Source organism: Neomoorella carbonis (assembly GCF_045278715.1).
GTDB classification, from domain to species: Bacteria; Bacillota; DSM-521; order Neomoorellales; family Neomoorellaceae; genus Neomoorella; species Neomoorella carbonis.
In genome coordinates, this window is sequence record NZ_CP136420.1 from 2,490,432 (window position 1) to 2,510,430 (window position 19,999).

General features: G+C 50.5%; 18 protein-coding genes. 3 read left to right on the top strand and 15 right to left on the bottom strand.

The window, feature by feature from the left end; translation table 11 throughout:
* Positions 1 to 10 precede the first annotated feature (10 nt).
* From MCACP_RS12675 to MCACP_RS12715, 9 genes are all read right to left on the bottom strand, one after another.
* On the bottom strand, positions 11 to 1,150 hold the full coding sequence (locus MCACP_RS12675; protein ID WP_406677106.1) for an acyl-CoA dehydrogenase: 1,140 nt from the start codon (positions 1,148 to 1,150) through the stop codon (positions 11 to 13).
* 138 nt (positions 1,151 to 1,288) lie between these two features.
* A complete protein-coding gene (locus MCACP_RS12680; protein WP_406677107.1) occupies positions 1,289 to 2,143 on the bottom strand; it encodes a 3-hydroxybutyryl-CoA dehydrogenase in 855 nt (284 codons plus the stop codon).
* Between the two features lie 29 nt (positions 2,144 to 2,172).
* A complete protein-coding gene (locus tag MCACP_RS12685; RefSeq protein WP_406677108.1) occupies positions 2,173 to 3,357 on the bottom strand; it encodes a thiolase family protein in 1,185 nt (394 codons plus the stop codon).
* Positions 3,358 to 3,443: 86 nt separating this feature from the next.
* Complete coding sequence (locus MCACP_RS12690; RefSeq protein ID WP_406677109.1) at positions 3,444 to 4,760, bottom strand: MFS transporter; 1,317 nt, start codon at positions 4,758 to 4,760, stop codon at positions 3,444 to 3,446.
* Positions 4,761 to 5,041: 281 nt separating this feature from the next.
* On the bottom strand, positions 5,042 to 5,809 hold the full coding sequence (locus MCACP_RS12695; RefSeq protein WP_406677110.1) for an SDR family NAD(P)-dependent oxidoreductase: 768 nt from the start codon (positions 5,807 to 5,809) through the stop codon (positions 5,042 to 5,044).
* 29 nt (positions 5,810 to 5,838) lie between these two features.
* Complete coding sequence (locus MCACP_RS12700) at positions 5,839 to 6,702, bottom strand: CoA-transferase subunit beta (RefSeq protein ID WP_406677111.1); 864 nt, start codon at positions 6,700 to 6,702, stop codon at positions 5,839 to 5,841.
* 36 nt (positions 6,703 to 6,738) lie between these two features.
* Positions 6,739 to 7,671, bottom strand: coding sequence for a CoA transferase subunit A (locus MCACP_RS12705; protein ID WP_406677112.1), 933 nt, complete (start codon positions 7,669 to 7,671; stop codon positions 6,739 to 6,741).
* The gene (locus MCACP_RS12710) at positions 7,672 to 7,968 is read right to left on the bottom strand and encodes a hypothetical protein (protein WP_406677113.1); all 297 of its coding nucleotides are present in this window, start codon (positions 7,966 to 7,968) and stop codon (positions 7,672 to 7,674) included. It lies immediately after the preceding gene.
* Between the two features lie 22 nt (positions 7,969 to 7,990).
* A complete protein-coding gene (locus MCACP_RS12715; protein ID WP_406677114.1) occupies positions 7,991 to 9,436 on the bottom strand; it encodes a 4-hydroxyphenylacetate 3-hydroxylase family protein in 1,446 nt (481 codons plus the stop codon).
* 507 nt (positions 9,437 to 9,943) lie between these two features.
* Between MCACP_RS12715 and MCACP_RS12720 the strand changes: the two genes are divergently transcribed.
* Together MCACP_RS12720 and MCACP_RS12725 are read left to right on the top strand one after the other, a co-directional pair.
* Positions 9,944 to 10,786, top strand: a complete 843-nt coding sequence (locus MCACP_RS12720) for an SDR family NAD(P)-dependent oxidoreductase (protein ID WP_406677115.1) — start codon at positions 9,944 to 9,946, stop codon at positions 10,784 to 10,786.
* A 45-nt stretch (positions 10,787 to 10,831) separates the two neighbouring features.
* Positions 10,832 to 11,632, top strand: coding sequence for an N-acyl homoserine lactonase family protein (locus MCACP_RS12725; RefSeq protein ID WP_406677116.1), 801 nt, complete (start codon positions 10,832 to 10,834; stop codon positions 11,630 to 11,632).
* Between the two features lie 209 nt (positions 11,633 to 11,841).
* Here MCACP_RS12725 and MCACP_RS12730 read toward each other — a convergent pair whose 3' ends face one another.
* Positions 11,842 to 12,069 carry a hypothetical protein gene (locus tag MCACP_RS12730; RefSeq protein WP_406677117.1) on the bottom strand — a complete coding sequence of 76 codons (228 nt, stop codon included), beginning with the start codon at positions 12,067 to 12,069 and terminating at the stop codon, positions 11,842 to 11,844.
* Between the two features lie 184 nt (positions 12,070 to 12,253).
* Here MCACP_RS12730 and MCACP_RS12735 point away from each other — a divergent pair, with 184 nt between their 5' ends.
* On the top strand, positions 12,254 to 12,994 hold the full coding sequence (locus tag MCACP_RS12735; RefSeq protein WP_406677118.1) for a sulfite exporter TauE/SafE family protein: 741 nt from the start codon (positions 12,254 to 12,256) through the stop codon (positions 12,992 to 12,994).
* A 129-nt stretch (positions 12,995 to 13,123) separates the two neighbouring features.
* Here the strand turns inward: MCACP_RS12735 and MCACP_RS12740 are convergent, their stop codons facing one another.
* The 5 genes from MCACP_RS12740 to MCACP_RS12760 all read right to left on the bottom strand — a co-directional run bounded on the left by MCACP_RS12740 (position 13,124) and on the right by MCACP_RS12760 (position 19,990).
* Complete coding sequence (locus MCACP_RS12740) at positions 13,124 to 14,428, bottom strand: pyrimidine-nucleoside phosphorylase (protein WP_406677119.1); 1,305 nt, start codon at positions 14,426 to 14,428, stop codon at positions 13,124 to 13,126.
* Between the two features lie 212 nt (positions 14,429 to 14,640).
* Positions 14,641 to 15,225 carry an indolepyruvate oxidoreductase subunit beta gene (locus tag MCACP_RS12745; protein WP_406677120.1) on the bottom strand — a complete coding sequence of 195 codons (585 nt, stop codon included), beginning with the start codon at positions 15,223 to 15,225 and terminating at the stop codon, positions 14,641 to 14,643.
* Complete coding sequence (iorA, locus tag MCACP_RS12750; protein ID WP_406677121.1) at positions 15,218 to 17,014, bottom strand: indolepyruvate ferredoxin oxidoreductase subunit alpha; 1,797 nt, start codon at positions 17,012 to 17,014, stop codon at positions 15,218 to 15,220. Before iorA ends, MCACP_RS12745 begins: the two co-directional genes overlap by 8 nt.
* A gap of 185 nt (positions 17,015 to 17,199) precedes the next feature.
* On the bottom strand, positions 17,200 to 18,498 hold the full coding sequence (locus tag MCACP_RS12755; protein WP_406677122.1) for a phenylacetate--CoA ligase family protein: 1,299 nt from the start codon (positions 18,496 to 18,498) through the stop codon (positions 17,200 to 17,202).
* The gene (locus tag MCACP_RS12760) at positions 18,476 to 19,990 is read right to left on the bottom strand and encodes a sodium:solute symporter family transporter (protein WP_406677123.1); all 1,515 of its coding nucleotides are present in this window, start codon (positions 19,988 to 19,990) and stop codon (positions 18,476 to 18,478) included. The genes MCACP_RS12755 and MCACP_RS12760 overlap by 23 nt, the downstream gene beginning before the upstream one ends.
* Between the last annotated feature and the right edge of the window lie 9 nt (positions 19,991 to 19,999).

A 19,999-nucleotide genomic window follows, 5' to 3' on the forward strand; every position in this document is an offset into this window, starting at 1 on the left:
GATTGACTTGTTAACGGAGCAGATTGCCGGCAATAACCATTCTTTGCACTTCCGACGTGCCTTCGTAAATCTCCGTTATCTTGGCATCGCGCATCAGGCGCTCAACCTTGTATCCTTTGATATAGCCGTAGCCACCGTGAATTTGTACGGCTTTGGAAGTATGGCGTGAGGCTGTTTCCGCCGCAAAGAGCTTGGCCATGGCCGCTTCTTTGGTGTAAGGTAGACCGTTGTCCTTGCACCAGGCCGCGTAATAAGTCAAAAAGCGGGCTGCCTGGATATCTGTAGCCATATTGGCTATCATCCACTGAATGGCCTGGTTGCTGCAAATAGGCTTGCCAAACTGAACCCTTTCTTTCGAGTATTTAATTGCTTCGTCTAAAGCCGCTTGCGCAATGCCGAGAGCCTGGGCAGCAATGCCAATTCGGCCGCCATCTAACGTCTCCATGGCAATCCGGAAACCTTTACCTTCTTCCCCGAGAAGGTTCTCCTTGGGAATACGGCAATCTTTGAAAATAATCTCTGATGTCTGGGAGGCGCGGATACCCATTTTATTTTCGTGTTTACCGACTTTTAATCCCGGGGCATCTTTGGGTACGATAAAGGCACTTATTCCCCTGGTTCCCTTGGTTTTGTCAGTCTTGGCAAATACGATGAAGATATCGGCTACGGGACCGTTGGTGATAAAGGTTTTGGTACCGTTGATGACATATTCGTTACCGTCCAACACTGCCGTCGTAGTACCTGCTCCTGCATCGGTCCCGGCTCCAGGTTCCGTCAGGCAGAAGGCGCCCAGTTTTTCCCCTTTGCACAAGGGCACCAGATATTTTTGCTTTTGCTCTTCGGTACCGTACTGATAAATGGGACCGCAGGCTAAGGAAGTGTGGGCCGAAAGGATCGTCCCTGTCGCGGCGCAGGAACGGGATATTTCTTCTACGGTAATGACATAGCTTAGATAGTCGGCACCGGCGCCGCCGTATTCCTGGGGGTACGGGATGCCCATCCAATCCATTTCCGCTAATTTCGCCACAATTTCGGCCGGATAGCGGCTCTCTTCATCAAGCTCACCGGCAATTGGTTCCAAATATTGCTCGGCGAACTCCCGCACGCTTTTCCGTAACAGTTCCTGTTCTTCCGTTAGTTTGAAATCCATAATGGTACCACCTTCCTTTGTATTATAAAATTGAGTGTGCTATGTCAATTGTAATACTGCTTATTTCGAGGTCCAATCATACCAAGTAATAAATACAGAATAACAGATATGTTTTACCTGACATTTTCTATTGATGCTCTACTTACTCTCCAAGTAGTTATAAAACCCACGCCCCGTCTTTCGACCTAAATACCCCGCTCTTACCAGTTTTCTTAGTAGCGGACAAGGCCTGTACTTTGAATCTCCGAACTCCCGATATAGGGTCTCCATAACAGCCAGGCAGATGTCAATGCCTATCATATCCGCTAGAGCTAAAGGTCCAATAGGATGGTTGGCGCCTAATTTCATTGCTGTGTCGATATCTTCGACACTAGCAACTCCCTCCATGAGGATATAAGCGGCCTCATTAATCATGGGTACTAGCATCCGGTTGACAATAAACCCTGGCGCCTCGTTTAATGTGACAGGAGTTTTGCCGAGTTGCTTAACTAGAGATGTAATAGAGCTAACAGTTTCTTCAGCTGTTGCCGCTCCTTTTATGACTTCTACCAGTTGCATTACCTGTACTGGGTTAAAAAAATGCATACCAATGACCTTTTCTGGGCGGGAGGTGGCAGACGCCAAAGCACTAATGCTCAAAGCCGAGGTGTTGCTAGCAAATATAGCGTTTTTATTTACTGTATTGTCCAGTTCCTGGAAAACAGCAATCTTGGCTTCCAGATTCTCTATTATCGCTTCAACTACCAGTTCTGCGTCTGCACCATCGCCCTTATCCAGAGAAGGAAGGATTCTTCCTAGTACTGCTTGTTTTTCATCTTCCGTCAATTTATTTTTCGCTACCATACGTTCAAGGTTCTTCTCGATGGTAGCCATTCCTCTTTGCAAGAATTGTTCATCCACATCGCACATCACCACTGATAAACCGGCCTGCGCCATTACCTGCACGATTCCGGCACCCATTGTACCGGCTCCTAGTACCATAACTTTATTCATGTTTTAACCGCCCCCAAGTTTTTCTTCGATTAATAAACCATCTGCACGACTGTCGCCATAGAGGGCCCGCCCCCGGCACATAATGACGCAACTCCGTAACGACCACCACGGCGGCGCAATTCATACAAAAGCGTTACTATTATCCGAATCCCGGTGCAACCTACTGGATGTCCGAGAGCAATACCAGACCCGTTAGCATTGACGCGGTTCATATCCAATTTCAACTCTCTGTTCACTGCAAGAAACTGTGCTGCAAAAGCTTCGTTGATCTCAAAGTAGTCTACGTCCTTCAATTCCAATCCTGCATATTTCAAAGCTTTGGGTATGGCATAAACCGGGCCAATGCCCATTATCTCTGGCTGTACCCCATAAGACGCAGTCGCCAGAAGTTTCGCTATAGGTTTAATGCCCAGTTCACGAGCCATAGACTCAGCCATCAGGACCAAGGCTGCTGCACCATCATTAACTCCACTGGAGTTGCCCGCTGTTACTGTACCGCCTTCTTTCTTGAAAGCCGGTGCTAGCTTCGAAAGTTTTTCTAAAGAGGTATCCGCCCGTGGGTGCTCATCGGTGTCAATTACTACAGTACCTTTCTTGGTGTTTATGCTTACCGGTACGATTTCTTCTTTAAACTTTCCTTCTTGAATAGCTTCTACAGCACGCTTGTGGCTTAAAAGGGCTAGCTCATCTTGTTCCTGCCGTGAAATGTTATATTTCTCTGCAAGGTTTTCAGCAGTCATACCCATATGATAGCCAAAGAAAGCATCATTCAGCGCATCATAAAGCAGCGCATCTTCCAATCTCCCGGGGCCCATCCTCAAACCCGTTCGCGCCCCCATTAATAGATAAGGAACTTGCGACATACTCTCAATGCCAACGGCCAGTCCTACTTTACTTTTCCCTAACATAATCTGTTGAGCAATTATCTCGGTGGCTCGCATAGCGCTAGCGCATTGCTGGTCCACAGTGGCTGCAGCGACCTCTACCGGAATATCGCACTTTAGTTGAATTTGCCTTGCGGGGTTACCCTTTACCCCTTCTTTATACACCATCCCCGCTACCACATTATCTACCTGTTTCGGATTTATTCCTGCACGCTCAATGGCAGCCCTGGCCGCAACCGTTCCCAACTCTACAGCCGAGACCTCCTTCAGGCTGCCCAAGAAATCTCCTATAGGTGTCCGAGCTGCTCCTACGATGACTACGTTTTCCATAATACCTCACCCATTTTTTTGTTTCTGTAAACTTATTTCCTGCGGGGGAACGGCATAACGGCCGCCCCCCAGTAGAACAACAAGACTTATCTGCTACTTACCCTTAGGGCAGGGTTCGATGTATGTAACTTCTCTGCTGTTAAGGGCCTTTCACTCAGGAGAATGGCGCCTACCGCTGCCAAAAGGGACAGTACGGCGAAGAAAATGAAAACGTTAGTGTAAGAGACTTTACCACCTATCTCCTTTATTAGCAAACCTGCAATTAGAGGCGCTACAAAGGAACCAAACTGGCCAAAACCGTTTGAAAGCCCCACCGCGCTACCTACAACTTCCTTGGGATAGCGGATTTGCGGGTAGGCATAGACGGCTCCGAAGCTCAGATTCACAAAAAATCCCATGAGAATAAGCAATGTTATAATCATTGGTATATTGCCCTTAGGTATCATACCCATGAAGAACAAAACCGGAATACTAACTACGTACGACATCAACAATACCGGACGACATTTGTTTTTAAACACATTATCAGTTAACCATCCACCCAGAATCATTGCCACAAATGCTAATGCATAAGGCAGGGAAACCAGGGCACCCATAGTTTTTAAACTAAAACCGTGCTGTTCATACAGGTAGGAAGAGATCCAGGTTGTACTGCCCCAATAAATAGCCAGGTTCGCGAATAACATAATACTGTATAACCAGAAGTGCAGGTCTCGGACTACGAACGCCAGACCACCCTGGCTACCCTTAGTACTTTCTTCGGAAACAACGCCAGCGTTGATGTAATCAACCTCGGCCTGGCTTATACGCCCCTTGTTGAGCATGTCCTCTGGTTTGTCAGCAACAAAATACCATAAAATCAATATGCCAATAATTCCAGGAACAGCCAGCCAGTAAAATACAGGACGCCAGCTACCATAGATTGCAGCTATCCATGTGCCAACTACCGGGAATATTGCCGGCCCGACAGCCCACGTAGTTGAGAAAAAGCTTGTAGCCCTACCTTTCTCCTCTTTAGGGAACCAGTTGGCAACAGCTTTGTGTGACGGTGAAAAATGATGTCCTTCAAAAAAGCCCAAGCCTAACCTTGTGAGAATAAAGTGGGTATAATTTCGAATAAATCCTGTGACAAACGTCACGAATGTAAACGTACAGATAGCAATATACATCACTTTTTTGGGCCCTATCCGGTCGGCAAGCCATCCTCCGGTAAATTGAGCGATAGCATAAGCAAAGAAAAAGAGAGAAGTAGCGAATCCTGCCTGTGCTGCCGATATATGCAGCTCCTCCCTTATAAGCGGGAGAAAGGTCAATACCGCTGTGCGGTCAAAATAGTTTATGATATAAACTAACCATAATACGATTAGCACTGTCCACCTATACTTAGTCATGTTTTTAACCATAATCTCGCGCCTCCTTTTTGCTTGTATAATAGGGAGTTCCTGAAGGCTTTCGTCATTCCAAGCGAAACGTCAGATAATGTCCTGGTCTCCATTGGTAATAGGATCAAAAACACCGGAATAGACTGCCACTCTCACCACGGATTACCCCAGCTTGCTTCTGTTATGCATCACCTACCGCAACTCTTTACCCACCCCTATCTCCACATCCGTGGTTGTCCCGAGCCTATATCGTGCTTCCCCTATCCCTTAGGATACAAATAGCCTTGTAATTATACCTAATGTTACTCGGCTGTCCATCCACCATCTACTACCATAATTTGTCCAGTCATATAGTTAGAAGCTTCAGAGGCTAGGTAAATAACCGCTCCCACCATATCTTCTATCTCACCCAGCCTGCGCAGGGGTGTTTTCTTAATGATATTATTGTAAATCTTTTCGTTGCCCTTAATATCGGCTTCGTTCATGGGTGTAAGGACATAGCCAGGACAGATGGCATTAACCTGGATATTATACCTTGCCCATTCCAGCGCCAGAGCTCTAGTCATCTGTATGACGCCGCCTTTAGCAACACAGTAAGGGAGCACCATTCTCTCGCCAACCAAACCCAAGATAGAAGCCACGTTGATAATTTTGCCTTTCTTTTGGGCTATCATCTGCTTTCCTACCTCAATACTGCAGAGGAACACCCCTTTTAAGTCCACATTAATTACTCGGTTCCAGTCAGCTTCTTCGAGGTCTTCGGCTCGTTTGGTTATTGCAGTTCCAGCGTTATTTACCAAAACATCAATTCTGCCATACTCTTTTATAGCTGCCTCTACCAAGGCCTTAATACTGGCTGCATCAGTAACATCACTAGCCTTTGCCAGGGCCCTTCGCCCCATTCCCCGAATTGTTTCAGCTACCTTTTCACAGTCTTCTTGATGTCTACTGGTGATGATGAGGTCAGCTCCATTTTCTGCCAGGGCCAGGGCGATTCCATACCCGATTCCCTTTGTTGAACCCGTAACAAGAGCCACTTTATCTTTGACATCCAAAGCAGGAAACTTCATACCTGTTCACCTTCTCCTTCCATTCATTATTAAAACAGTTGATGGAGCAATTCATAAGATTCCTCTAGCATTTTAACGTAGTTTTCAAAAGTAAGGTTTTTAAGCCCCGAACCGGTATAGATTTTATGAGCATCGAGAATCCTTGTAAGTCTAACCTGCTCCACTGTTGGCGGTTCTGTGGTCTTTACATTCTCTGCGACTTTCAGATCCCAAGCAACCATGGCTTTTACTTCCTCAACGGAAACACCCGGATGCACACTATCCAGATAAGCTTCTTTTGTTACCGGGTCAAAACGGAAAATGCATTTGTCTGTTATAATGGCTGCTGGTCCGTCGCCTGGTAGTCCAGCCCGCTTCCTTGCGTCACCGCCATCCAGGTGTCCAGGGGTAGTGATATAATCCACTTTTTCTACGAAGCGTCTCTTGTCCAAAGGCATGGTGATAATAGTCCTTTTTGCTGAGGCACCTATATCATTTGCTCCCCCGCTGCCCGGAAGCCGGCTCTTGGGCCGGTAGTAATCACCGCTCCCGAAAATTGCCGTGCTATTAAGATTGCCAAACTTGTCAACCTGGGCACCACCCACCATGCCAACGTCAAAAAAGCCTCTTTGTTGGTCGGAGAACAGTCGCCACAACGAAGTTGTACAAATGGCATTCTCCACACAGGCATTGTCACCGATGCCCAAGATAACACGATAAGGCTGGCAACCTATACTCCCCGATTCCATGGCTATTATGGCCTCCGGCGCGTTAGTTAGCTTGGCGACCAGGGCCCCTAGGGTCGGCGTTCCTACGCCGGCAAAGACAACATCCCCGTTTTGGATTTCCCGCGCCGCACAGGCCACAAGCATTTCCGGCAGCGTATAATCGGTAGCGTACTGTTGTGCTACCATATTTTCCACCCCACTTCTCAAAGTTGTAAGGACCATTTAGTAGAGAGCCTTGGTAAATTTCCTTTCGATCCTTCTTAGCATATCTAGACGTTCATAACCAACCTTTTCTAAATAACCTTCCCAACTGCCTGTCCCGTAGCACCATTCATCTAACCACTTCAGGAATCCATCCCGCGTCCTGAAAGCTTCCATCTGCTGCATATGGAAAGGAATATCATACGCGTAGTAATACGGGAAGTTCCAGGGATGGGAAGCATACGGCAACTCTACTACTGCATCCACCACATATTCTGGAATAATGGTTAAGGTCGGGTGTTTTCGTATTTCATCTGTCGACACGATTTCTTCACAGGTTATAACTACGTGTTTGGCAGCTCGCGCAGCGTTCTCCGCATTCGAAGAAAAGCCAAATTGCTGGGCATTACCGCGCCTGTCGGACCGGCTCACGTGTATAAATGCCACATCTGGTTGGGCCGCAGGCACTACGGTGATTTCCTCTCCGCTATAAGGATCCGTCACAGATTTGATGTTCTTGTTGTATTTGGGTATATCCGTTGCAGTGAGAGAACGAGTTGGCAGAAAGGGTACATTAATTGCTCCTGCCAACAGACGGAGACCTATGGTGTAATTGGAATATTCCTCTAGCTCGATGGGATGAGGTATACCTTCCTCCACAGCCCGTCGAAAATTGTATCCTAGACCCGCAACTGCATAACCACACCATGCGATCTCCATCTTCCGAATTAAACCTGCACCCACAAGCATGTCTCCAGTTTCACAGGGACTATCTCCGATTAGCACCAGATCTTTTTTGTTTTGCCGTATTATTTCATAGGCATGAGCTACACATTGAGCTCCGCCCATACCGCTGAAGACAACTGAACTGCCATCCTTGACAAAGGTGCTCACAGCTTCTTTTAAGGTCATCCGCTTATCGGGTCTTTTCTTGAAATTTACCTCCGTTGGCACCTATGTCTCCCCCTTCATAAATTTTTTGAGTTCAACGCTAATCCTTGTAGCCAGTTCCGCTGTTGGTACGGCTTTATAATTTACCTTTGCTCCTCCTACGATAATCTTTGGCTCTTTAATTGCTCCCCGGGCAGCACAGTCCTTAGAGCACCCACTCAAGTATAGGATTATGCTGGCTTCAGGATCACCGTGGCTTACATATGTGACACCCGGCGTCAACGATTTTAATTGTTCGAATAGGGCAGCAGCATCAAAGTCCGGATTGCAAAACCCGCAGAACTTAATACCTGCCTTCATAACTGCTGCCCTCCTCCAAAAGCTACTGGCACACTTTGATTCCCGCAAGCGCCTTGGCCAGATTCTTCTTAAACTCCAGGTTAGCCTGGCGAACTATCATAACCCGTTGTGCTTGCGGGGAACCTGCGCCGTGCATACTTTCAACCAGTGCCGTTCCGCCGGTCATGTTTTCAATTAATCTGGCCATCCTTATCCTGTCTTCGGTGGGAACAGAAGCCACGCCTTTAAAATACTTGTCAACATATTTACCTATCTCAGGATGCCTCAGGTCCTTCTCAGAAGGAAGGGTAGCGATAAAACCACCTGCGATATCATGACACAACCTGCATATCTCATAAATAAACCGGGTAACATTTTGCTTATCTATGTTTGCCAGCAGAGGATCAACAAAATAAGCCCCCGACGCGGTCCGATGCCCTTCTGCTGAACATGCAATGGAACAGCAGTATAGGGTCTCAGTAAGATGTATCATTTCCGTAATTTTATCCCTTATATGGCTGGCTTTAGCAGTTCCGTTATAATCTGCTATGGTAGCCGCGGCTCCGATAATAACATCGCTCACCCCTCCTTTACAGCCACCGTAATTCTGGCGGTGATAGGAAGCAAAGCGTTCTACCAGCAAGCCCGCATATTGGTATTCCTCACACATAAAAACACGATCCCACGGCACAAACACATTTTCTAAGATTGTCAAGGCCTCGCCCCCGACAATTCCATACATGGCATTACCCTGATCAATCTCGCCATATTTACGTTCATCATTGGTCTGCCGGCCAAAGATATGGATGATACCGGGCGCATCAGTTGGAATAGCGCACGCAACAGCATAGGCTTTATCTTCCGGCGTTAAAGCCGTGGTAGGCATTATTATCATTTCATGAGAATTCACAATCCCTGTTTGGTGAGCCTTGGCACCGCGAATCACTATTCCCTTTTCATTTTTTTCCACTATATGCACGTAAAGATCTGGGTCGGCCTGTTGACTGGGTTTGAGACTGCGGTCTCCCTTCGGATCCGTCATCGAACCAGCAACCATTAAATCGTTTTCCTGTATATACGTAACGTAGTTACGTAGGCGTTCATGATAATTAGTGCCCAGCTCCTGATCCATTTCATAAGTTACCGAATAAAGGGCATTGATAGCGTCAAACCCAACGCACCTTTGGAAGCATGTGCCCGTCCGTTGGGCGATTAGACGTAACATTTTTACCTTCTTCACAAGGTCATCAGTGCTCTGATGAATATGTGTAAATCTGTTAATTTTTTTCCCGGTTAAATGGGACGTGGCCGTCACCAATTCTTCCGCCATGGGATCATGGGCCAAGCGATAGGTCATAGCAGCTGAATTTATATGTGGCCGAATAAGCGGATGGTCTACCACGTTTTCTATTTTTTCCCCGAAAGCATAAACTTGTAGCTTGAGGGGCCTCAAGCTTTCAATATATTCACTATCAGTTTTTAGTGGCATACCGAATTACCTCCTCCTTGATAACTCAAGAATACTATTGCTACCAACCCCTGTTTGCCACCACTTACCATTACCTTTGCCAATCATGCGCTGATGTAATATCTTGCCCCCAATCACCTCGCTACTAGCTTATAAAATCACATTCACATATTAAATAATGCAATTCCTGTGCCAAACAACAATTAGGACCCAAAGTTAAATAATGAAGTTATTTATCCAAACAGGGAACTAGAATTTCCTACACTTTACTTTAGAAAGATCGACACTTTTTACCCCAAAATGTCGAATCACTGTTGCAACATAAAATATACATAAACATCTTTACAGCACCTATGGCTGTTCTCTCGCTATGTTGCAACATTGCTGCAACATTCATAGATTATTCCCCGGTTATTACGGTTACTGAAGAAAAAGGTATTTATCGAAAAGACAGTTTGAGCTTACAAATACTTTCTTTATTGTTTTGGATTTCGCTAGTTACCTGCAGAATTTGGTTAAAAGCGAAAATTGGCCCTGGAACAAAATTTGCATATATTAGATTTTAAACCTAATCAATTATTAATCAGGAGGTGTAGTTGTATAATGGACATGTCAAAATTATTTGATTTATCCGGAAAGGTGGCCCTGGTAACAGGGGGAGCCAGCGGTATAGGAAGGGAAATCTGCTGTGGGCTAGCCCAGTACGGAGCCAAGGTAATGGTCGCAGATTTAAACTTTGACGGTGCTACAATGTTAAAAAAAGAATTGAGAAGTAACGGTTTTACAGCTGAGGCGGTAAGAGTTAATGTCCTAAACAAACAGGAAGTAGAAGATATGGTAAAGAAAACTCAGGAAGAATTTGGTGGCCTTGACATACTTGTCAATAGCGCGGGCATTAATATCCGCAAGCCTGTAGTGGAGGTAGAAGAAAGCGACTGGGATAAAGTAGTCGGGGTCAATTTGAAGGGTACTTTTCTTGCGTCACAAGCAGCCGGTAGGATCATGGTGGCACAGAAAAGAGGTAAGATTATTAACCTAGCATCTATTCTGAGCACCGTCGCTCTACCCGGGCAAACCTGTTATGCCTCAAGTAAGGGAGGTGTTGCCCAGTTTACCAAGGTCTGTGCCGTCGAATGGGCTCCCTATAATGTAACAGTCAATGCTATTGCCCCGTCATATATAAAAACACCTCTTGTGGAGCCCCTGATGAATGACCCTATTCGCTACAACGACCTGGTTCAAAGAAATCCCATGAAGCGTTTTGGTGAGACGTGGGAAGTTGTAGGGGCGGCAATCTTCCTGGCGTCGGATGCAGCAAATTTCATCACGGGCCAAATTATTTATGTTGATGGTGGCTGGACTGCTTGGTAAAGGGAAAACGGCTGAAATGTCTCGAAGGGGGGAAGATAAACAAAGATGAAAGTTTACATCTTAGACCAAGGCCATCTTGAGTGCGATAGCAATCAAATTGTAGCTATGTCAACAGTAGGTACACTTGAGAACCCTACTCCTACTATCAAATGGATTAAGGTTCCGGTTTACCAGGTGTTAATAGACCATCCAGAGGCAAAGATATTGTTTGATACCGGTTGCCACCCCGATGCCATGAAGGGATACTGGCCTGAGGGTTTGAGGAAGATTTTCCCTTATTTCTATAACGAAGAACAGCGTATTGAAAACCAGTTAAATAGCATAGGGTTAAACCCCAGAGACGTGGATATTGTTGTGCAATCCCACATGCATCTCGACCATGCAGGAAACTTGCATTTGTTCAAGCACGCCCCGGTCTACGTGCATCGACAAGATTTCATGTATGGATTGACGTTGACACACACCAATCCTGATCCTGCAACCCACGGTGCTTATATCAAAGCTGAACTAGAAGTACCTTGCAACTTCCAACTGGTAGATGAAGATTTTGAGCTGTTGCCAGGAATAAATATTATCACGCTCCCGGGCCATACACCAGGAGTACTAGGCTTAGTGTTGAAACTGAAAAAGAGTGGAACCTTCATCTTCCCCGCCGATGCTATTTATACTTCAGGCAATTATGGACCTCCCGGAAAATTTTCTGGTATCGTTTACGACAGCTTAGCTTTTATGAAATCAATCGAAAAGGTCCGGCAAATTGCGAAAAGAGAAAACGCCAAGGTTATATTTGGTCACGATTGGGATCTTTACCAAGCCTTGAAAAAAGCACCCGCATACTATGATTAATTGATTAATCGACCAGGGGAAGGCGACCAGCCTTCCTCTTTTATGTGGGCGCCCAGCATGGAGACTGGCTCTAAGTAGAGTAGACCATGGCATATCGTGGAGGTCCTCACATTCATCATAAAATTGAACCATGATTTTATTGAATACGAATTTATCAGGCAAATCAATAAAAATTATTATCCTATAAAAGCTTTTTATAAGGGGCGGTTTTAATAGCCATATTCTTCTCCTACCAGTACGATATAGAATTCCCGGTTGCCCCTGGGGCACATCTCAATAATAGCCGTCACCCGGCACGACTTATCAGGTAAATTGAAATTTAACACCTGCTCCCGGGCCTCCATGGCTGTCGTACTTTTGAGGGCTTCTGTTACCCTGGCCCCAATCTGTTCATGATGCCAAAATATGCTTTGGTCAAAATTTGGGGGTAGGGTCATTAGTTATACTCCTTTCATAAAATATTATGTGAATTATTTGTTATCTTTTCGACTACGGTTACAAAAGTGGGGAGCTGACTGTTTATGGGCTACACCTCAACTTTATAAAGGCATTATGCAGAAAAATAATTCGCCGCAATCCTTTTTTCCTTTTTTGATTTAAATTTAGAAGCGGGTGATAAGCTTGCCTGGCTTTTTAATCTGGCTGCCTGCCCCCCTGGCTGTTTCGCTGGCCGCCGTATTACAGGGAATAACAGGTTTCGGCTTTGCCTTAATTGCCGTCCCGTTACTGATGTTTGTTTTCGATGCCCATACGGCAGTGGTTTTAAATCTGCTAGTTTCTTTTTGTACCCAGCTGGTTTTAAGTCTCCGGGTACGGCAGGGTATAGTTCGCTCACTACTTATTCACCTTTTTCAAGGTAGCCTTTTAGGCATACCAGCAGGTTTATATGTTTTTTTACACTTTGACGTTAAAAGCCTGAAATTATTAATCAGCATTTTAACTATAGTTTTTGCTCTGGTCTTGCTGAAGCTAAAGACCATAAAAATAGCTAAGCTGGAAGGTCGCTGGGCAGAACACCTTGTTGGCAGCCTCTCCGGCTTTTTAAGTACCAGTATTGGTATCGCCGGACCACCGGTGATATTGTTTTTAAATCATCAGGATTTAAGCAAGGATAAATTTCGTGCTACAGCCTCCGCCTATTTTACCCTGCTGTATGCCGTCAGTCTTGCCCTTTTGGCTCTTTCCAGGGGCGTCAATACAAAAATTATTTTAAACGCCGCCCTACTTTTACCCTTTGCTTTCCTGGGCAGCAGCCTGGGAATATACCTTTTTCCCCGGGTTTCGCAAAAACATTTTCATTACAGCGTACCTTTGCTCGTCGTTGCCACCGGCCTGTATTCCTTGCTGACAACTATTCTTTAAAACTGGAGCCCCGTTATCCTGTCCCTGGCCAGGATCAAGGTTACCAGCAAGGGGCTGATAAGCTCCCCTGTGCGAGAGAACGCACTGTGCCGCTACCGGCATAACCTGCATAAAATTACCGCAGAGCCCTCACTCAATTATCTCATACACCAGCGGCTGGGGGGCCGGCGGCTCTGGTGCCAGGGTATAGGCCGCCAGGAATCTCTCCCGGGCCGCCTCCAGGTTGGTCCGGTCGTTGACGTGGAAGACGGCCAGGGGCTCGCCGGCGCTAACATAATCTCCCCGGCGCTTTTTAAGCTCGATACCTACAGCCAGGTCGATGGGGTTTTCTTTGGTCAACCGGCCGGCGCCCAGGAGCAGGGCCGCCTCACCCACCAGGCGCGTCTGGACGGCGCTGATGTAACCGCTGCTCCGGGCAGCTACCGTCACCTTTTCCCCGGCTTGCGGCAGGAGTTGCGGATTGTCTACCACGTCCGGGTCGCCGCCCTGGGCGGCAATAAACTGCTGGAATTTTTTCAACCCCTGGCCTCCGGCCAGCAAATTTTCCAGGAGCCGGCGTCCTTCTCTGTTGCTCCCGGCCGCACCGGCGAGTAAAAGCATCTGGCTGCCCAGGGTGAGACAGACCTCCCTCAGCTCCTGCGGTCCGCCGCCGGATAAAATAGCGATGGCCTCCCGGACCTCCAGGGCATTGCCCACCATCATCCCCAGGGGCTCATCCATATTGGTAATTACGGCTCTAACACGCCGGCCCACCTCCCGGCCCAGGGCCACCATGGTCCGGGCCAGTTCCCGGGCCGAAGCCAGGTCGGGCATAAAGGCCCCGCTGCCAACCTTGACGTCAAGTACTATGGCGTCGGCACCAGCGGCGATTTTTTTGCTCATGACGCTGCTGGCAATGAGGGGTATGCTTTCCACCGTCGCCGTTACATCCCGCAGGGCATAGAGCTTGCCGTCAGCCGGCACCAGGTTCCCCGTCTGGGCGGTGATGGCCAGCCCGATTTCCTTCACCTGCCGGACCATTTCCTCCTGGGAGAGCCGCACCCGGAAGCCGGGAATGGCTTCCAGCTTGTCAATGGTGCCGCCGGTGTGGCCCAGGCCGCGGCCGGACATCTTGACCACCGGTACTCCGGCGGCCGCCACCAGGGGTGCCAGGACCAGCGTAGTGGTATCGGCTACGCCGCCGGTGCTGTGCTTGTCGACCTTGACACCGGGGATGGAACTCCAGTCAATTCTCTCCCCCGAGGCCACCATGGCCCGGGTCAGGGCCGCCGTCTCTTCCTGGTTCAGGCCGCGGAAGTAGACAGCCATAAGAAAGGCCGCCATCTGGTAGTCGGGAATCGTACCGGCCGTATAACCCTGAATCATGGCCTCAATTTCTGCCGGTGTCAGGGCCTGGCCCTCCCGCTTGCGGCGGATTAAGTCAAGCATCTGCATAATTATATAAACCTCCCGCTAACAATCGATTTTTCTCACCCGCCGGCAACGAAAAAGCTCCTCAAAAACTGCTGGCGGTCCGCCAGGTGGAAATGCCAGGAAATACTCTTGCAAGCATTATACCTCGCCGGCTTATCCGGGGCAAGAGTAGCTCCTCATCTAAAACTAAAGGTCATATCCCCAGGTATAACCTGGAAGATATGACCTTTTTGTTATCCATTATGGTCCCAGCCAAGATTAAATGCCTTTTTATTAACCTCCAAAAACCGATCCGGCACCGAGGCGGCCAGGGCTTCTTCCCAGGCCTCCCGGCTGATAGGCAGGCGCCTGGCCAGGGCTCCCATGAGGACCATATTGACGGCCTTGACGTTTCCGGCCCGGCGGGCCAGATCCAGGGCGTCGATGACCAGCATATTTTTAACCAGCTTTTCCATCTCAGCTACCAGGTTATCCGGGTAAACCGCCGCCCCGGTAAGAACAGGTAGCGGCGGGAGTTCTTGATTATTTACGATGAGCTGCCCCCCGTCCTTCAGGTAATAGAGCCAGCGCCGGGCCTCCAGCTTTTCAAAGGCAACCAGGAAGTCAGCCGTACCGGGAGCCATCACGGGAGAATATACCCTGGGGCCGAAACGGACCTGAGTCACTACGCTGCCGCCCCTCTGGGCCATGCCGTGGATGTCGGAAACCTTGACCTCGCCTCCCAGGGAGGCGGCCGCCCGGGACAGGACGCGGCCGGCAAGGATCGTCCCCTGGCCGCCGACGCCGACCAGCAGGACATTAACTACGCCATTATTCATTACCTTCACCTGCTTTCCTGATAGCCTCCGCCGGGCAAACCTGGATGCAGAGGCCACAGCCGTTGCACTGGATTGGGTCAATGACGGCTTGCTCTCCGTTGAAGGATAGGGCCGGACAGCCCAATTCCAGGCAGTAACGGCAGCCCAGGCAGTTTTCCTTATCTACTATATAAACTGCTTCTTTCTCCTTATGCAAAAGGGCGCAGGGACGGCGGGCGATAATTACCGAAGGTCCGGCTACCGATGTTTCTTCGCGGATAGCCCTTTCCACCGCCTCCAGGTCGTAGCTATCGACCACCTGCACCCGCTGCACCCCCAGGGCCCGGGCGATTTGCTCCAGATCGGCCTTGGGAGCCTGCCGGTGGGCGGCGGTATAACCGGTACCGGGGTGATCCTGGTGCCCCGTCATGGCCGTGGTACCATTGTCTAAAATAATCAAGGTGCCGTTGCTACCGTTATAAACCATGTCCAGGAGGCCGGTCATGCCTGAGTGCAGGAAGGTGGAATCACCGATAACACCCACCACCCGGCGGGCAAACTCCGGGCCCCGGGCCTTCTCCATGCCCATGGCCACACCCAGGCTGGCCCCCATGCAGATACAGGTATCCATAGCCTGCAGGGGCGGGGTGGCCCCGAGGGTATAGCAGCCGATATCTCCGGCCACTACCAGCTGGAGCTTTTTCAGGACGTAAAAGACGCCGCGGTGGGGACAGCCGGGGCACATGAGGGGCGGGCGGCCGGGAAGTTCTGCAGCTGCCGTCGCCGCCGCTTCCGGGGCTCTTGCTGCCGGGGCCAGTGCCGGCGAAACGAGTTCCGGAGCGAAAGCTGCTACCCGGGATCCTACAGTGCGGGCGACAATAACGCTGCTCAGTTCATCTACCCGTGGTACCAGTTCCTTTCCAGTTACGGGCAGGTCCAAAGCGCGGATTTGATCTTCAAGGAAGGGTTCCAGCTCTTCCACTACATAACAGGTCTCAACAGCATTGACAAAATCGCGGATCAATTTCTCCGGCAGGGGATAGGTTAACCCCAGCTTCAGCACCGAAACCCCTGGCAGGGCTTCCTTAACGTACTGGTAGGCAACACCGCTACTAATAACACCCACGCGCCGGTCGGCCCATTCCACCCGGTTCAGGGGTGTAGTTTCCGCATAGGCCGCCAGTTTGAGACGCCTTTCTTCCACCACCCGGTGGCGAACCTTGCCAAAGGCCGGTAGCATGACGTATTTAGCGGGTTGTTTAACATAATCCTTCAGCGGCACTTCCCGGCGCTCGCCCAGTTCTACCAGGCTGTAAGAATGGGCGATCCGAGTGGTCAGACGTAGCATTACCGGGGTATCAAATTCCTCGCTAAGACTAAAGGCCAGCATGGTCATATCCTTAACTTCCTGGCTGTCGGCCGGCTCCAGGCAGGGGATCTGGGCCAAACGGGCATAAAAACGGTTGTCCTGCTCGTTCTGGGAGCTAAAAAGCCCCGGGTCGTCGGCCGATACCAGGACCAGGCCGGCGTTAACGCCGGTGTAGGCCAGGGTCATCAGGGGATCGGCGGCCACATTGACGCCCACGTGTTTCATGGCTGCCAGAGACCTGGCACCGCCTATGGCCGCGCCGATGGCCACCTCCAGGGCCACCTTCTCGTTGGGCGCCCATTCGACATATACTTCCGGATACCCGGCCAGGGCTTCGATTATTTCCGTACTCGGTGTCCCCGGGTAAGCAGCGGCCACCCTAACCCCTGCTTCCCAGGCGCCCCGGGCCAGGGCATGGTTTCCAATCAACAGTTCCCGCACGCTTTCACCTCTCCCGCACTTCGGGCCCGGCGCAAACCGGGCCGCAATACTTTTATTCTAACTTAATGACCGCCTTTAGTCACTACCTGGCTCTTAAAAGAAGCCAGGGGCACGACCGGAATAAAATAAAAACCCGTTTTTACGGGTTTTCTAGCTGACACTACCCCTCACCGGTGCATTGATATTTACTTCGGCCGCAGGTCTACCACCCGCCGCGCCTTGCCCTCGCTGCGGGGAATGCTGTGGGGCTCCACCAGGCGCACCCGTGCCTTTAGCTGCAGCACCGTATGCAGGCGGTCGGCCACTTTTTCTTCCAGTTCCTCCAGCTGCCGGTAGCGGTCGCTGAAAAACTCCGGGTCTACTTCCACCTGGATTTCCAGCTCATCCAGGTAGTTGCGCCGGCTGACGATAAGCTGGTAATGGGGAGCTACTCCTTCAATTTCCATGAGGACGCTCTCCACCTGGGAAGGGAAGACATTTACCCCCCGGATTATGAGCATATCATCGGTGCGGCCGGTAATTTTGGCCAGGCGCGCTGTAGTACGACCGCAGCGGCAGGGTTCAAAATTTAAAGAGGAAATGTCCCGGGTGCGGTAACGCAGCACCGGCAGGGCTTCCTTGGTCAGGGTAGTAATGACCACCTCGCCCTTGACTCCCGGCGGGCAGGGTTCCCCGGTAACCGGGTCAAGGATCTCCACCAGGAAGTGGTCTTCGGCCACGTGCTGGCCGTCCTGGTACTCGCACTCGCCGGAAACGCCCGGTCCCATAACTTCCGACAGGCCGTAGTTATCCGTGGCCAGCATCCCCCAGCGCCGCTCGATTTCTTTGAGCATTTCCCGGCTGGAGGCCTCGCCGCCAAACAGGCCCAGGCGCACGGGGAGTTCCCGCGGATCCACACCTTCTTCTTCCGCCACCTCGGCCAGGTGCAGGACATAGGACGGCGTCCCCACCAGGACGGTGGTGCCAAAGTCCCGCATTAACATAATATGCCGTTTGGAGTTGCCGGCTGAAGCCGGTACCACCGTGGCTCCTACCCGTTCCAGGCCGTAGTGCAGGCCAAAACCGCCGGTGAAAAGGCCGTAACCGAAGACAACCTGGACGACATCGTCAGCAGTGACGCCGGCGAGAGTCACCATCCGTGCCACCAAGTCCGTCCAGGTTTCCAGATCGCGGCGGGTATAGCCCACGACAATGGGCTTCCCGGTAGTACCGGAAGAAGCATGGAGGCGGACCACTTCCCTCAGGGGCACGGCAAAGAGGCCATACGGGTAATTCTGGCGAAAATCTTCCTTGGTGGTCATGGGCAGCAGGCGGACATCCGCCAGGGTACGGATATCCGATGGCCGGATACCTTTGGCATCCATAGCCTGGCGGTAAAAAGGCACCCGCTCGTAGACCCTGGCTACCGTTTCCTGGAGCCGGGCCAGCTGCAAAGCCTCGATATCCGCCCGGGAACGACACTCATTTGCCAAATCCCAGATCATCAGACACCAGTCCTTTGGTTGCTACAGTACTCACCCTGCCGGGGCCAAAAACCCTGGCTAAATGCTCCCGGGAAAAGGCCGGGGTCACAAGGCTCACCAGGGGTACCACTCCCAGGGGAATAATCATGGCCAGGGAGCCGATGGTGGGGATGACGCCGCCGTCAAGGTGGTAGTAAAAGGATAAACCCAGAGATATAACCAGCCCGCTCAAGAGTCCCGCCCAGGCCCCGGCTTTGGTGGTGCGGGGCCAGTACAGGCCGTACAGGTAGGGTGCCAGGAAGGCCCCGGCTACCGTGCCCCAGGACAGGGACATGAGGACCAGGATAATGGTGGGCTTTAAAGCAATGTATACCGACAGCCCGATAAAGAAGATGCATAAAAAACGCAACAGGACCATAACCGCGCGCCGGGATATTTGAGGTGCCGAACCCTGGACCAGGTCAATGGCCACGGCCGAACTGGAAACCAGCACGAGCGACGCCAGGGTGGACATGGAAGCCGCCAGCACCAGCAGGAGCAGAAGCAGGCCCACCCAGTCCGGCAGGTACTGGTCGATAATCTGGGGCATAATCAGGTCCGGGTTGGGCTTGCCGTTAAGCAAGGGCATCTGGTTGTTAAAAAAGAGACGGCCGAAGGCACCGGTGAAATAAGCGCCGGTGGCGATAATGAGGGCAAAAAGGGTCGAAACCACCGTGGCCGGCCAGATGGAACGCTCATCCTTAATGGCATAGAACTTCTGCACCATCTGGGGCAGACCCCAGGGGCCAAGGCTGGTAAGGACCACCAGGGATAAAAGGGCAAACCAGTTGGGGCCCACCGGGGAAACCAGGCTGGGATTTATGGCTGCCAGGCGGCTGATGCCGGTGATCAGGCCGCCCACCGGCGGCGCGGTAAGAACATAATATATAAGAACAAAGACGCCGCCGATCATAATCAGGCCCTGGATGAAATCCGTCAGGGTGACGGCGATATAACCACCCAGGACCAGGTAGACGGCCGTCAGGGCGGCCATAATGATGAGGGCCGCGGCAAAGTCAATCTGGAAGACCTGTTCAAAGAGGTAGCTCAAACCCATATATACTGAAGCGGAATAGGGAACCAGGAAAATAAAGATTAACAGCGCCCCTACCGTCCGCAGGGCCGGGCTTTCATAACGCGCTGCCAGAAACTCGGGCATGGTCATGGCATTCAGGCGCACCGTCAGTTCCCGGGTCGGCCGCGCCAGCACCTTCCAGGCCAGGAAACTGCCGACAAAGGCGTTGCCGATGACGATCCATAAATCGGCGAGGCCGAAACCCCAGCCTACCTTGCCAGCGTAGCCAATAAAAATAACGGCGGAGAAGTAGGTCGTCCCGTAGGCAAAGGCCGATATCCAGGGGCCCACGGTCCGGTTGCCCAGGAAAAACCCGCCGACATCCCGCGATTTCTTCCAGCTGTAAAAGCCGATAACGATAAGTGCTGCAAAATATAAGCCCAAAATAAAAAACTTCATCCTGCCTTC

Excerpts from the sequence above, each read along its gene's own strand:
- MCACP_RS12685 (WP_406677108.1), bottom strand. The coding sequence starts at position 3,357 with ATGGAAAACGTAGTCATCGTAGGAGCAGCTCGGACACCTATAGGAGAT.
- MCACP_RS12730 (WP_406677117.1), bottom strand. The coding sequence starts at position 12,069 with ATGACCCTACCCCCAAATTTTGACCAAAGCATATTTTGGCATCATGAA.
- MCACP_RS12755 (WP_406677122.1), bottom strand. The coding sequence starts at position 18,498 with ATGATCTGGGATTTGGCAAATGAGTGTCGTTCCCGGGCGGATATCGAG.
- MCACP_RS12675 (WP_406677106.1), bottom strand. The coding sequence starts at position 1,150 with ATGGATTTCAAACTAACGGAAGAACAGGAACTGTTACGGAAAAGCGTG.
- MCACP_RS12740 (WP_406677119.1), bottom strand. The coding sequence starts at position 14,428 with ATGCAGATGCTTGACTTAATCCGCCGCAAGCGGGAGGGCCAGGCCCTG.
- MCACP_RS12690 (WP_406677109.1), bottom strand. The coding sequence starts at position 4,760 with ATGGTTAAAAACATGACTAAGTATAGGTGGACAGTGCTAATCGTATTA.
- MCACP_RS12745 (WP_406677120.1), bottom strand. The coding sequence starts at position 15,225 with ATGAATAATGGCGTAGTTAATGTCCTGCTGGTCGGCGTCGGCGGCCAG.
- MCACP_RS12760 (WP_406677123.1), bottom strand. The coding sequence starts at position 19,990 with ATGAAGTTTTTTATTTTGGGCTTATATTTTGCAGCACTTATCGTTATC.
- MCACP_RS12695 (WP_406677110.1), bottom strand. The coding sequence starts at position 5,809 with ATGAAGTTTCCTGCTTTGGATGTCAAAGATAAAGTGGCTCTTGTTACG.
- MCACP_RS12680 (WP_406677107.1), bottom strand. The coding sequence starts at position 2,143 with ATGAATAAAGTTATGGTACTAGGAGCCGGTACAATGGGTGCCGGAATC.
- MCACP_RS12710 (WP_406677113.1), bottom strand. The coding sequence starts at position 7,968 with ATGAAGGCAGGTATTAAGTTCTGCGGGTTTTGCAATCCGGACTTTGAT.
- MCACP_RS12715 (WP_406677114.1), bottom strand. The coding sequence starts at position 9,436 with ATGCCACTAAAAACTGATAGTGAATATATTGAAAGCTTGAGGCCCCTC.
- MCACP_RS12725 (WP_406677116.1), top strand. The coding sequence starts at position 10,832 with ATGAAAGTTTACATCTTAGACCAAGGCCATCTTGAGTGCGATAGCAAT.
- MCACP_RS12700 (WP_406677111.1), bottom strand. The coding sequence starts at position 6,702 with ATGGTAGCACAACAGTACGCTACCGATTATACGCTGCCGGAAATGCTT.